Origin of the sequence: Jeotgalibacillus haloalkalitolerans (assembly GCF_034427455.1) — a bacterium.
Taxonomy (GTDB): domain Bacteria; phylum Bacillota; class Bacilli; order Bacillales; family Jeotgalibacillaceae; genus Jeotgalibacillus; species Jeotgalibacillus haloalkalitolerans.
In genome coordinates this window covers 525587-539090 of the sequence record NZ_JAXQNN010000001.1, presented here as the reverse complement: position 1 = coordinate 539090, position 13504 = coordinate 525587, and the positions used below count along the sequence as shown (strand labels likewise).

The following is a 13504-nucleotide window of genomic DNA, read 5'->3' as shown; positions in this document are numbered from 1 at the left end:
CGGCGGACGAAACTTATCTAAAAGATGTATCTTGTAACGTTTCGCTGCGCTTCAGGCGGATGCTTTCCGAGCGGTGGTTGCTGAGCCTCCTCGCCTTCGGCTGTGGGGTCTCAGCTTCCCACTAATCGCTCCGGAGTCACCGCCTTACGCTCCGCTGCACTTAAATGATTCTTAATAAACTTTCAAGAACTATAATCTTGTCTCGTCTTATTAATCGTCATATCAAAATTCACTGAAATTTTTATTTCATAAAGCAAAAAGCTGACGGCGTCTGCCATCAGCTTTCGATATCTTTATCATCTGCAATCCCATCGATAACGCGTTTTTCAATGCGCACCTTTGTAATTTTATTTTTCTCCATCTCAAGTACGGTAAAGCGCAGGTGCTGGAAATCGAATTCATCGCCTTCTTCAGGCAAATGACCAATCTCTTTTAATACAAACCCTGCAAGTACGTCCTGCTCTTCCGGAATCTTCGTCGAGAACACTTCATTCAGACGGTGTATGTTCAGTTTACCGTGACAGACAATCGTTCTTTCTGTCAGTTCATCAATCCATGACTCTTCCTCGTCGTCATTCTCATCGGCAATTTCCTGACCGATCATGGCTTCGATGATGTCCTCATGCGTGATAATCCCAAGCGTCCCGCCGTACTCATCAAGTACAATCGCAAAATGCTTTTTCGCCTGAAGCATGCGTTTGAAAATACGTTCAATTGAAGTCGTCTCCACTGTGAACAGCGGATCATTGTCCATAAACTCCGTCAAAGGCTTTTCAGGCGTCAATGACCATTCGATCACCTGCTTGGAGTGAAACACTCCGACGATATTATCCATATTTTCTTTATACACAGGATAGCGTGTATAAGGATTATCAATGACATAATCACGTACTTCTTCATACTTAGTCTCAATAGGAATGCCAATGATATCAACACGCGGCGTTTTCATTGCATCGCCGACGTCCTTTTTCTGAAAGTCAAGAACCCCTTTAATACGCAGGGATTCATCACCTAAAAAAGTTCCCTCAGTCGAAGCGATATCCACCATTGTGCGAAGCTCTTCTTTCGTAATCGTTGCTTCCTTAATATCACCTTTTGAAAGAATACGGATCACGATATTTGTGAATTTAGATAAAAACCATGTAATCGGCTTAAAAATTGTCATTAAAATGCGGATTACCGGCGCTACAATGTAGGCAATCCGGTCAGCAAAAGTAGCGGCAATTGTTTTCGGCAGTACTTCAGAGAAGATAATCAGCGTAACTGTTAAAATCCCTGTTGCAAGTGCAACTTCAATTCCGTAATCAATTGCGATGACTGTTACGAGAACAGGTAAAAGAATATTCGATATATTGTTCCCTATCAAAATAGTTGTGATCATCTGATCAGGCTTTGACACCTGTTTTAACAGCTTTTCAGCCGCACGATCACCCTGCTCGGCACGGGTTTTAACCTTCATTTTGTTGACAGCAGTCAGCGCTGTCTCACTTCCTGATAAAAAGAATGAGGCAAAAAGCAAAGCAGCTATGGCTATAAATTCCAACGATATTCCTCCTGGTTAATTAGCAATATGTAAAAAAATTAGATAGAACTAGCGTATACTATCCTGAATAAAAATTCCACTGTCATTAACTGAAAAGTCGATCTTTTAAGGCGAATATGGAAAGAAAATTGAAATGAAAATCATTTAGGAGTAATGTTAAAGAGGATTGGTGATCTGCCTTACGGGAGCGGCATTACATAATACCTAAAACAACGAAAGCCCTAACCTCTCTTTCGTCCTTGCAGCTCCGAAGCTGCGCCAGTGTGAATCAGATATTACTTTAAAACGTTAGATTCGTTCATAAAGTAATCTGGAATTTTTGGTCTGAATCGGTTCGGTGAGATAGAACCTTTAGAAGTGCACAGTTACTGCGTAGTAGTTTGAAGTACTGTCTCCGGGCAACGACCCCGGCATTTTTAGAGGGTTTTTGCTTCAATCGGTGAAATAGCTTAACTGCTTAGCGTACTCAGAAGGTGAGCCGCTGAATTCAGGCCTTGGATTTCCAGACCTTGTTATTTAATTATGGCGGCTGGCGATATCCGCCGAAAATCCGCTCCCGTAAAACGATCAACCACTAGCATAACAGAGCGCCAATCCACTGTCAAATTTTATTAAGGAGTGTTTGAAAATGGCATTAGATCAATATTTCCGCGACAATCGTGACCGGCATTTAGCAGAACTGACCGAATGGTTATCGATCCCAAGCGTTAGCTCACTCTCAGAACATAAGCAGAATACATTAAAAGGCGGCGAATGGATCGCAGAAAACCTTCGGAAAATCGGAATGGAAAACGTTCAGATCATCCAGACACCGGGACACCCTGTCGTCTATGGCGACTGGCTTCATGCAGAGGATGCACCCACCGTGTTAGTATACGGGCACTATGACGTCCAGCCGGTTGACCCGCTACATTTATGGGAAACGGAGCCCTTCCAGCCCGCAATTCGCGACAACAAAATTTATGCCCGCGGCGCAACTGATGACAAAGGACAATCCTTTATGCACGTTAAAGCAGCAGAAGCTTTATTGAAGGAACACGGAAAGCTGCCAGTTAATCTGAAGTTTCTGATTGAAGGCGAAGAGGAAATTGGCAGTGTTAACCTTCCAAAATTTGTTGAAGAAAACCAGGACCTGCTGGCCTCAGATGTCATTGTGATCTCAGATACCGGCATGCAGGAAAAAGGACAGCCTGCGATCTGCTATGGTCTGCGCGGACTTGCGGGCATTCAGATTGACGTGAAAGGTGCAAAAGGCGACCTGCACTCAGGGCTGTATGGCGGCGCTGTGCAAAATGCACTTCATGCGCTCGTCAGTCTGCTTGATTCATTCCGTGATGAAAACGGTGTGATTCAGGTAGACCGCTTTTACGATAAAGTTGAGCCGCTGACTGATGAAGAAAAAGCAGCCTATGAAGCACTGAACTTTTCAGATGAGGCTTTGAAAAAAGAGCTTGAAGTTGAAGAACTGTTCGGCGAAAAGGGCTATACATCACTCGAGCGCATGTGGACGCGTCCAACACTTGAAATTAACGGCATGTGGGGCGGCTTTGAAGGCGAAGGCATTAAAACGGTTCTGCCAAATGAAGCGCATGCGAAAATTACGTGCCGGCTCGTACCACACCAGGATCCCGATGAGATTGTTGAGCTGCTGACAAAGCACGTTGAGGCTCATACGCCGGCTGGTGTAACAGTTGAAGTCACGCCGTTTGATAAAGGGGCACCGTACGTGACGCCTTATGATCATCCTGCGATTCAGGCTGCCGGTGCATCATATGAAAAAGTGTACGGCGTACCAACCCAGTTCATCCGCGGCGGCGGCTCGATTCCGATCGTTGCAGCGTTTGACCAGATTCTGCAGAAGCCGATTGTGCTGATGGGATTCGGTCTGCCGGGTGAGAACTTCCATGCACCGAATGAACATTTTCATTTAGAGAATTTTGATCAGGGACTGCGTGTGATTGCTGATTATTACAGCACGCTGCCTGAGGTTTTGAAGAAATAATGGATGGTGGACCGCCGCTCTTTTGGGAGCGGCGGTTTTGTTTCGTTCTGGGACGGGGATTTGGCGCTGCAGGAGGCTAGGCCTTTCCACACAATTTCAGGGACAAGCGTGAAAATCTCCTGAACCCCGAATGTAATGTCATGAACACCAGTGGTAATCTCCGGAACCGCACATGTTATGTCATGAACACCCCGCAAAATTTCATGAACCAACCTCCCATCCATACAAAAAACCGCCCGGCATCCCCACCAAACGGTTCTTAATCCACTATTCAAGTATCCATCAGCCGATTGCTCGCAATTAATCTATACACCGTACTGACTGATCTATTTTTCTCTTCCCACTCTGCAGTAATGACATCTGGGATCTCATAAGACTGCTCCATCCGGATCATCAAATCAGCATATTTTTCATCAAGTAAATCTACTGGAATGGACTCCGCTTTTAATGTATGGAATTCCTGTAAAATGCTTTGAAGCGTCATTTCTGACAATCCTCTCTTTTCGATTTAATTCGTGCACCTTACTATTCCCACATAACAATCACCTTCAAACCATTTCCAGCATATTGACATCATTTTGTCACGGCGTTCTCGATGAACGCAGTGCGAGCAGCTCTCCCCAGGTGGTGATGCCTCTCTCTTTCACACGTTCACAAAGCTCGCAAAAAAGGTAGGCTGCTGTCATTGCATCACCCAGTGCTGTATGCCGGTCATACATTCTTGTTTCAAAAACGGATGCATAGTAGGCAAGATCTTTCATCTCCCAGGTCGGAACAAGGTACGAAAGCAGATCAAGTGTATCTATCGCTGGCGGCTCCTGATAGCGCAGCGAATTTCTTCTCAGCTCATGCTTGAATACGAGCAGATCAAATGAAATGTAGTGCCCGGCCAGCGCATGGGTCTCCAGTTGCTTCCCTTTTTCAAAAAGTGCTTCAATAACTTCCATCGCATCAGGGGCATCCTCCACATCTGACTGTCTGATCGATGTCAGGTCGGTAATGGCCGGCGGGATCTCTCTGACAGGGTTGACGTAAGACTGAAATGATTCCTTCTCCAGTACCTTCAGCCCTTTAACCGGCACGGCCCCCACCTCAATCAGCCGGTCATCCTTCCCCACTGCAAAGCCTGTTGTTTCAGTATCGATGACGAGCAGATTTAATTCATCGAGCGGTGTGGAAAGCGGAATATCTGTGTTGATCTGATCATCAAATTTCTTTGACCATATCGCCATGTTGTCTCCTCCTTTTACACACCCATTTCCCTGACTGCAGCCTGCTGAAAGTGACGCAGTGTTTCAAGTGATTTTGATAAAAGTGCTTTTTCCCTTGAAGTCAGCTGATCCGGACGGACTTCAGAGGTTCCTTCCTGCTTGCGCTGAAGGTTCAGCGATAAAATAAAATCAATGCTTTCTTTCAGATCTGTATCCTCTTCAATCTTTCCTTTTTCCGTCAGTTTCGCAATCCTGTCAGCTGTTGATCCTTCTAATATTCCTGCACGGATAGAGCTGATTTGCAGGGCATGGTGAAATGGGAAAAGCACCTGCTTTTTCAGATCAATGACTTTGCCTTCCCTCAAAATAAAGCTTCTGATCCGGTGGTCAATTGAAGGAATAGGTACCGACCTGATTTCCTCTGCCATCTGTCTTAATAATACGCCTGAGTGCTCGAGTTCTTTCTTCAATCCTTTCATAAAATCATGGTGGACTTCCGCATTTCCATACAGCCATCTCATCGCAAAAAAATTATAGGCATATAGTATGTTTTGCGGCGTAGAGCGTAATGCCCACCTTCTGATCCGCTGCTGCCAGTCGGTCACGGACCCTCTCCATATCGGATTGCTGACCATCATCTGGCCATCGCATAATTTAAAACCTGCCTGTTCCAGCAGAGACGTAATTTCCTCTCCAAGCTTTTCAAAATAAGCCTCTTCATCACTGCCGTTTCTTTCAAATACAAGAAAGTGATCCTGATCTGTCATCTGGAACTGTTCTCCGCGTCCTGCGCTGCCCATCTGATAAAAAGCAAATTCGCATGGAGGTTGACCTGTATTTTTCACAGCGTCATTGATCAGCTTTCCTGTCAGCTGATCAAAAAGCGGCGTCATGGCAGAAGACAGCATACGGATGCTTGCGCGTTCTTCTATGAGCCCGGACGCCATTTTTTTCAGATCACCGGAGAGCTTTTCAAGTGTGGACGGTCCAACCGCCTGAATTTCCTTCATCAGGTGCTGAATCGAACGATGGCGCTGTTTTAATACATCTGAAAGGGTCAGCATGCCAATCGGCCGCTCCCTCTCATCCAGTACCACAATGTGACGCAGGTCTCCTTTCAGCTGAAAGATGGCAAGTGCATCATAATAAAAGGCGTTCCTTTTAATGACCGCACATTCCTTCCCGATTGCTGACAGCTGTGAAGAAAGTGGATGTTTTTCAGCAATGGCCTTCATCACTTCCCGCATGGATACGATGTAAGGGACTTCATGTTTTACGTAAACTGCAGCGCTCAGTTCATGACGCGCCATAAAACCGATGCCTTCTTCTAAGGTACTGTCAGCTGAAACGGTAAGCAGCGGGGAGGACATCATGTCCTGCACCCGCTGAAATACCTGCTTCTGCTGTTCGATCCACCCCGCCTGCTGCATCTGTTCAGTTAATGACTGGTACACATCCTGCAGACGGAAGATCGCTTTTTCCAAAAAGTACTGCTGTACTGAAGGCTCCCCCCAGAGCTCTTTCAGGACACTGTATGGAATAAATAAACCCTGTGTGGTTTCAAGCGCTGAAATCTCAACGGTATGAACAGGTTCATCCGTCGGCTTCAGCATCGTACTGATACTTGCGAGCCCGACAATTTCGCCGGGACCTGCAAATTCAAGCACTTCTCTGACACCCTGGAATCCTGCTGCGTATACTTCAGCAAGCCCTGATGTAATCAGCAGAATTCCTTCCCTTTTTTTACGCGCATCCGCAATTAAAACGCCCTGGTCGTACTGCCGCTCCTGACAAAGATTATAGAGCCGGCTGAACTCAATATCAGATCTGTTTTTAAAAAGCGGTGTCTCTTTAATAAATGCTCTGATTGATTCACCATCACTTGGATGGCGGTACGTCGTTTCCGTCATCAAGCCACACCTCTCCATCCCGGTATGTCATCTGCTCAGGATAACGAAGGTCAATAACCTCTTCCTGAATCTTTTGTGATGGCGGCTTCGTTGCAAGTGATACGACTACGTTCGCAATGATCGCAGCAGATGCACCGAAGACCCCGGCTCCTGTATCAATAATGCCTAAAATCGTGAATCCGCCGTATTTCGCGGCAAAAATGTAACCAAGCGTCACTGATAAGCCGACAAGCATTCCGGCAATGACACCTTTTGCATTTGAACGCTTCCACCATACACCAAGGAGCAGTGCCGGGAAGAATGAGCCTGAAGCAAGTGCAAACGCCCATGCCACGATCTGAGTGATCGCTCCAGGTGGATTCAGTGCAATCACACCTGCTGCAAGTGATGCGAGCACAATTGACCAGCGCCCAACTGCCAGACGCTTTTTATCAGATGCATTCGGATTAATTGAGCGGAAATAAATATCATGTGAAAGTGATGCTGAGATAGCAATCATCAGACCACCGGCTGTTGAAAGCGCGGCAGCCATCGCACCTGCTGCCATCAAGCCAATAACAAAAATACCAAGGTTCGCAATCTCAGGTGTCGCCATAACAACAATGTCATTTGCAATCTGAAGCTCCTGCCACTGCAGCACACCATCCCCGCTCGTATCTGCAACCTGGAGCATGCCTGTGTCCACCCATGACGCTGTCCATGCAGGAAGCTGATCAATTGGTGAACCCGCGACCTGCGTCATCAGGATAAAGCGTGAAAATGCAGCATATGCAGGTGCTGAAAGATATAGAAGTCCAATAAACAACAGCGCCCAGGCACCACTCCAGCGCGCAGCCTTCATAGTTGATACTGTGTAAAAACGTACAATCACGTGTGGAAGTCCCGCAGTACCGGCCATCAGCGTAAACATCAGGGCCAGGAACTGCCACTTGGTTCCTTCAGTAAATGGCACAACATACTCTGAAATCCCAAGCTCACGGTCGAGCACTCTCATTTCCTCAATGATTGAACCGTATGAAACCCATGGAAGCGGGTTATTAGTCAGCTGAAGTGCCATAAAGATAACAGGTACAAGGTAAGCTGTGATTAACACCACATACTGCGCTACCTGCGTCCATGTAATCCCCTTCATCCCTCCAAGTGCTGAATAAAAGGCGATGAGACACGCACCAATAATTGTCCCGATGCGGTAATCCACTTCAAGCAGACGGCCGATCACGACACCGGATCCTGACATCTGTCCAATTGAATACGTGAAACTGATGATGATCGTCGCAACAGCCGCAATCAATCTGGCAAGGTTACTGCCATAACGGTCCCCGATAAACTCCGGAACGGTATAGCGTCCGTATTTACGAAGCTGAGGCGCCATCAGGAAGGTTAAGAGCAGATAACCGCCTGTCCATCCCATAATATAGCCAAGTCCGTCATACCCCATGACCATAACGGTTCCGGCCATACCAATGAATGAAGCAGCACTCATCCAGTCGGCACCAATCGCCATCCCGTTATAAATTGGCGGTACTCCGCGTCCTGCCACGTAAAAGTCTGATGTAGCCTTTGCCTGATTATAAATCGCAATTCCTATGTACAAACCGAATGTTAAAAGTATAAATGCCAGTGAGACTAAAAACTGAGTATCCATCCTGTTCCCCCTTTGAATGACGCTCTTCCAATTTAGTTGTCAAGACAACCATTCGGTCGAGCCTCTCTTAATGATCGACAGTCTTCCCTGAACCGATTGACTCGTTACGCGCTTCATCAATGCCATATTTTTTATCTACACGGTCACTGACAATCGCATTGACAAACAGAAGTATAATAAAAGTCAAGACGGCCCCTTGAGCACCCATGTAATAATGAAGCGGAATTCCGTTAAATGTGATATTCGACAGCGGCTCTGCAAACAGGACAACCCCATAAGAAACCGTTGCACCGATTGCCAGATAGATCATAATCAGCGTCGTACGTGTCTTAAAATAGGAGTCAGCCACCTTCTTATCAATTTTCTTCATGTTTCTCCTCCTCTACATTAGCCCCTCAGATCAAAAATAAATGTCACAGTATCCCAGAAAGGCATTGGAACTTTGGCAATTTCAATGACAAGCAATGCTGCAACAGCAATTACAGGTGTAAACAGCAACCTCTTCTTCTTAAGCTTCAATGCAAAAAATACTGAAAGCACAGTAATGATTCCTAAAAACCAAACAGAAAACATAACATCCCCCTCTGTAAGCGTTATCATTTTAATTCAACAAAAAGAATGAATATTCAACCTTTTTACATTATTCATTTAATTAGCACCTGATGTCAAGAATTGTTCACAATGTTAAAAAGGTCCAAAGTCCTGTTTCATATAGAACTTAAATTACTGTTCTATTTGAAAAACTTAATATAACAACCTCTGTTTGTATTCAAATCATCTGTACTATCTTGGGAAACAGATTTAAATTTTTTTGCATATACTACATCATTCTGAAAAAGGAGATGTTTTTCATGAATGAACAACAGCTTACATTTGTCAGTCATTATGATCCCTTTGTGTACCAGGCGTTGAACTCACTCGTAGGTACAATGATTACAGTCCAAACCACCAAGAACCCTGTGCAGGGAACGCTGACGAGTGCCGCTCCGGATCATATCGTCATTGAAATCAATCAGGTTCCTTTTTTCATCCGTACACAGCAAATTGTATGGATTTCCCCATCTTAAAAGCATAATTGTTTTTCAGCTTTCATACAGTTAGCAGAGCTTCCATTCAGAGGAGGGACTGCATGTTTAAACGTGTGAATAAATTGCTGATTGATCTTCCGGCTCCTGAGTACGGTGATGCAAATGCAGCAGCAGCCGTTCAGGAGCTGCTCGGCGGTAAATTCGGTGAAATGTCTACATTAAATAATTATATGTATCAGTCTTTTAACTTTAGACAAAAGCACAAACTTAAGCCATTTTATGATCTTGTTGCCAGCATTACAGCAGAAGAATTCGGTCATGTTGAGCTGGTCAGCAATACCATCAATCTTGTTTCTAAAGGAACAACGTTCACCGCAGAGCCTGATTTAACACCACTCAGTAACGCAACAGACAAACGAAACACCTACTCATTTATTGCAACTGCACAAACCTCACTTGCAGGAGATTCAATGGGCAATTCATGGCGTGGTGATTATGTATTTTCAAGCGGCAATCTGATTCTGGATCTGCTTCATAACTTCTTTTTGGAAATCGGGGCCAGAACGCATAAGATGAGAGTCTATGAAATGACTGATCACCCGACTGCACGGGAGATGATTGGCTACCTGCTTGTTCGTGGAGGCGTGCATATTCTTGCTTACGCTAAAGCCATTGAGATTGCGACAGGAACTGACCTGACAAAAATGCTGCCAATTCCAAACCTGGACAACCGGGTATTTGATCACGCCAGAAAGTATGAAGATCAGGGTGTAGGTAACGTTCTGTTCACCTGGAGTGACAATGACTATAAAGATATTAAACAGATATGGAAAGGCACAAACCCCGCAAACGGACAGCCGCTGATTGTGAAGGAGGGTATTCCGGAAGATGGCGGTGAGATTCCTGACCTGAATGACCTGCCGGAGGAATTTGCACCGGGGATCGACCGTGATCTATACGAGCAGATTGCTAAGAGACTCAAGGCAAACATGTAGGATTCAAAACGGGAGGATAGGCAGAAGCTGGGGTACTCCGGCTTTTCTTTGTTATACTATAAGAAAAGCGAAGCGGGGTATTGTATAATGAACGGACAGAAGCGCAGCGATATTTCAGCCGGTAAGCAGGTTGATATCGTCTTAAAAAAAGACCAGCGATCAGGAAATCTGACAACTGGTACAGTAAAAGATATTCTGACGAACTCGCCAAGTCATCCCCATGGCATTAAAGTACGCCTTGAAGATGGACAGGTGGGCCGTGTGAAGAAGGTTTACTGATTTTGTGATCGTGCGGTTCGGGAGGCTGGCTTCCGGATCGCTTTTTTATTTGTATGGGTGAGAGGTCTAATTACACTTTTTCTGTGAACGATGGTGGCTTTTCTACGAACCGATCATGTAGCTCCAAGAACCACACGTTCTATTCTTCGAACGTACCGCGTTTTTCTCCGAATACCACACACTTTTCCACGAACCCACAAACAGCCCACGCCTACTTCCACTCATCCGGCAGCAGCTTCTGATACTGTGCCGTCAAGTACCGGTCATCAATCAGCAGCAGAATCCCGCTGTCCTGTTCAGTCCGGATCAGCCGTCCCCCTGCCTGCAGCACTTTATTCATGCCTGGAAACACATAAGCATACTGATAACCGTTTAACCCTTTTTCCTGAAAATACTTTTTCAGCTGGTCCCGTTCAGGATTGATCTGCGGCAGACCAACACCGACAATGGCAACACCGGTCAGCTGGTCACCGGGCAGATCCACTCCTTCAGAAAAAACGCCGCCAAGCACTGCAAACGCTGCAATCCTCTGTCCATTTTTAAATGAAGCTAAAAACGAATCGCGTTCTGCTTCATTCATTCCTGAAGACTGCATCATCAGCTCGACACCATCAATCCCTTCTTCTTCAAAAAACTCATATGCCATTTTCATATAAGCGTAGGAAGGAAAAAAGACCATAAAGTTACCCGTGTGCCGCTCAATGGCGCTTCTGAGTTCGTCAGTAATCCGCCTGATTGTTGCTTCACGGTCTTTATATTTTGTGGATACCGGCACAGTTTTCACTTCAATCTGCTCTTTTTTAAATGGAGATGGCAGGTCGAGCTGAAAGTCCTCCTGCTCCCCGCCCAGCATGGTCCTGATATAAGAAACCGGCTGCATGGTTGCGCTGAAAAAGACTGACGCCCTGTATCCTTTTGCAGAACCCTGAATAAATGCTGAGGGGTCCATACAAACGACTTTCACCAGCACATCATTTCTCATTTTTTGAATGTAGATATAAAACCGCTCATCAATCTGTTCAGCTGCTGCAGTCAGCTGGCGAACAGCGAAATACTGTTCAATCACCTGTTCATCCCGAACACCTGACTGAACAAGTCTTTCTGCTTCCGAAAAAAATGCCTGAACGGATTCAAGCCATTCTTCCGGCAGTTCAGTCACAATCGCAAATGATTCTTCCAGTTCTTTTTTCACCTCTAAAAAAGCTTTATTCACACGCTTCGCTGCCTGCTGAAGCGCAGGGTGCTGATCATTTCTGCTCAGCTGCAAAAACGGCGCTTTGGTTAGTGAGGCTGAATACATATTACTCGCGCGGTCCGGCAGATTATGTGCCTCATCTACAAGCAGCACAGACCTGCTTTTTTGCTCCCCTGCCATACGCTTTCTCGAAACGCGCGGATCAAAAACGTAATTATAATCCCCGATCATTGCATCCGCCACATACGAAAGATCCATGGAGAATTCAAAAGGGCATACGCGGTGCTTCATCGCATACTTCTCAATCACACTTCGGGTCATCAATGTTTCATTAGCGAGAATATCCATCATCGCACCGTTAATCCGGTCAAAATGCCCGTCAGCAAATTCACAGTATTCCTTCTGGCAGATCGTTTTTTCCTTAAAACAGATTTTATCCTTTGCCGTCATTGATACAGCTGACATCTTCAGCCCCTGACTGTGCATCAGGCTGAACGCTTCTTCCGCCGCAATCCGCGTCGTTGTTTTAGCGGTAGTGTAGACGATCTGGTTAATTTTTTCTTCACCAGCAGCTTTGACAGCAGGAAATAGCGTCGAAATGGTTTTCCCGATCCCGGTCGGCGCCTGCGCAAACAGCTTCGCCTTTTCGTTGATGGTTTTATAAACTGAGCCCGCCAGCTCGCGCTGACCCGGTCTGAATGAATCAAACGGAAATGTAAATGTCCCGATCGAATCCTGCCGATCCTTCCTTAGACTTTGCATCAATAAAGCAAATGGCTCGTAAATCTTCACCATTTCAATCACTTTTTCTTTTAAAAAGGAGGCACTGTACGTTTCGATAAAGCGCATTTCCTCCCGGGTGGAGGACTGCACGTATGTCACCTGCACCTGAATGTCTTCAAGCTCCAGCTCTTCTGTTAATATCCACGCATAAACAAACGCCTGCGCTCTGTGGACCTCTGCAGGCGATTCTATGTCTTCGAGCTGTCTTGACGTAGATTTGATCTCATCCACGATATAACCGCTCTCACGCTTTAAGAGACCGTCACAGCGTCCCTCCAAAATGAACGTTTTGTCTTCAAGGTTGAGTTCGCGTGACAGAAATTTTTCTTTTTCGTCTTCCTCGCCATAGGTTTTCTGGATCGCCTGATGGATTCTGGTACCCTCCATCATGGCATTAGCGCTTCCGATCGCTGAGTCTATGCTGCCACTGCGGTGTACGTATTCAGCGAGTCTTCTTGCAGATAGTGTGACCGGCTCCATCAGGGGTCCTCCTTTCAAAACGATATGTACTTTTTGAAGCCGCTGCCCTTCTATGTAATCCGGGCAACTCAAGTAGTGAAACTGAACAAGTACAGGCTGGATTCAGACAACTGGCGCTCGGACACAGACAAACTCCCGGGTGTGTCACGACATACTGCGGTGGAATAGAGACAACTTCAGCAACAATACCGACATCTGACCTGCAGAGCCTGTACTCTGCCCTGCATGCACTTGAGAAACAGGCTCTTAGTGTCTTAAGGGCATCAAGAGGGGCCGGCGGGAACGTCTCAGATGGCGGAACTGAACAAGTTCGGGCTGAATACGGACAAATGGCGCCCGGATACAGACAAGTTCCCGGGTGTATCGAGACAAACTGCAGCACAATAGAGACAACTCCGGCCACAATACCGACATATCACCACCTGCAGCACCC

General features: G+C 45.9%; 12 protein-coding genes. 4 read left to right on the top strand and 8 right to left on the bottom strand.

The window, feature by feature from the left end; genetic code table 11:
• Positions 1-277: 277 nt before the first annotated feature.
• A complete protein-coding gene (locus UFB30_RS02660) occupies positions 278-1543 on the bottom strand; it encodes a hemolysin family protein (RefSeq protein ID WP_322420124.1) in 1266 nt (421 codons plus the stop codon).
• Positions 1544-2171: 628 nt separating this feature from the next.
• Here UFB30_RS02660 and UFB30_RS02655 point away from each other — a divergent pair.
• Positions 2172-3545: a dipeptidase gene (locus UFB30_RS02655; protein ID WP_322420123.1), complete on the top strand. Its 1374-nt coding sequence runs from the start codon at positions 2172-2174 to the stop codon at positions 3543-3545.
• A 271-nt stretch (positions 3546-3816) separates the two neighbouring features.
• Here the strand turns inward: UFB30_RS02655 and UFB30_RS02650 are convergent, their stop codons facing one another.
• From UFB30_RS02650 to UFB30_RS02625, 6 genes are all read right to left on the bottom strand, one after another.
• Positions 3817-4029, bottom strand: a complete 213-nt coding sequence (locus UFB30_RS02650) for a hypothetical protein (RefSeq protein ID WP_322420122.1) — start codon at positions 4027-4029, stop codon at positions 3817-3819.
• A 97-nt stretch (positions 4030-4126) separates the two neighbouring features.
• Positions 4127-4777, bottom strand: coding sequence for a 3'-5' exonuclease (locus tag UFB30_RS02645; RefSeq protein ID WP_322420121.1), 651 nt, complete (start codon positions 4775-4777; stop codon positions 4127-4129).
• A 14-nt stretch (positions 4778-4791) separates the two neighbouring features.
• Positions 4792-6666, bottom strand: a complete 1875-nt coding sequence (locus UFB30_RS02640; RefSeq protein ID WP_322420120.1) for a DUF294 nucleotidyltransferase-like domain-containing protein — start codon at positions 6664-6666, stop codon at positions 4792-4794.
• The gene (locus UFB30_RS02635; RefSeq protein ID WP_322420119.1) at positions 6635-8311 is read right to left on the bottom strand and encodes a sodium:solute symporter family protein; all 1677 of its coding nucleotides are present in this window, start codon (positions 8309-8311) and stop codon (positions 6635-6637) included. Before UFB30_RS02635 ends, UFB30_RS02640 begins: the two co-directional genes overlap by 32 nt.
• 67 nt (positions 8312-8378) lie before the next feature.
• Positions 8379-8681, bottom strand: coding sequence for a DUF4212 domain-containing protein (locus UFB30_RS02630; protein ID WP_322420118.1), 303 nt, complete (start codon positions 8679-8681; stop codon positions 8379-8381).
• A 17-nt stretch (positions 8682-8698) separates the two neighbouring features.
• The gene (locus tag UFB30_RS02625) at positions 8699-8884 is read right to left on the bottom strand and encodes a hypothetical protein (protein ID WP_322420117.1); all 186 of its coding nucleotides are present in this window, start codon (positions 8882-8884) and stop codon (positions 8699-8701) included.
• 278 nt (positions 8885-9162) lie between these two features.
• Between UFB30_RS02625 and UFB30_RS02620 the strand changes: the two genes are divergently transcribed.
• From UFB30_RS02620 to UFB30_RS02610, 3 genes are all read left to right on the top strand, one after another.
• Entirely contained in the window at positions 9163-9378 is a 216-nt protein-coding gene (locus UFB30_RS02620) for a YuzF family protein (RefSeq protein WP_322420116.1), read from the top strand.
• A 62-nt stretch (positions 9379-9440) separates the two neighbouring features.
• Positions 9441-10334, top strand: a complete 894-nt coding sequence (locus UFB30_RS02615; protein WP_322420115.1) for a manganese catalase family protein — start codon at positions 9441-9443, stop codon at positions 10332-10334.
• Between the two features lie 87 nt (positions 10335-10421).
• Complete coding sequence (locus UFB30_RS02610; protein WP_322420114.1) at positions 10422-10613, top strand: YwbE family protein; 192 nt, start codon at positions 10422-10424, stop codon at positions 10611-10613.
• Between the two features lie 211 nt (positions 10614-10824).
• On the opposite strand, the gene UFB30_RS02605 is transcribed toward UFB30_RS02610, so the two are convergent.
• Positions 10825-13071 (bottom strand): helicase C-terminal domain-containing protein, encoded by a 2247-nt coding sequence (locus tag UFB30_RS02605; protein WP_322420113.1) that lies wholly within the window; start codon positions 13069-13071, stop codon positions 10825-10827.
• Between the last annotated feature and the right edge of the window lie 433 nt (positions 13072-13504).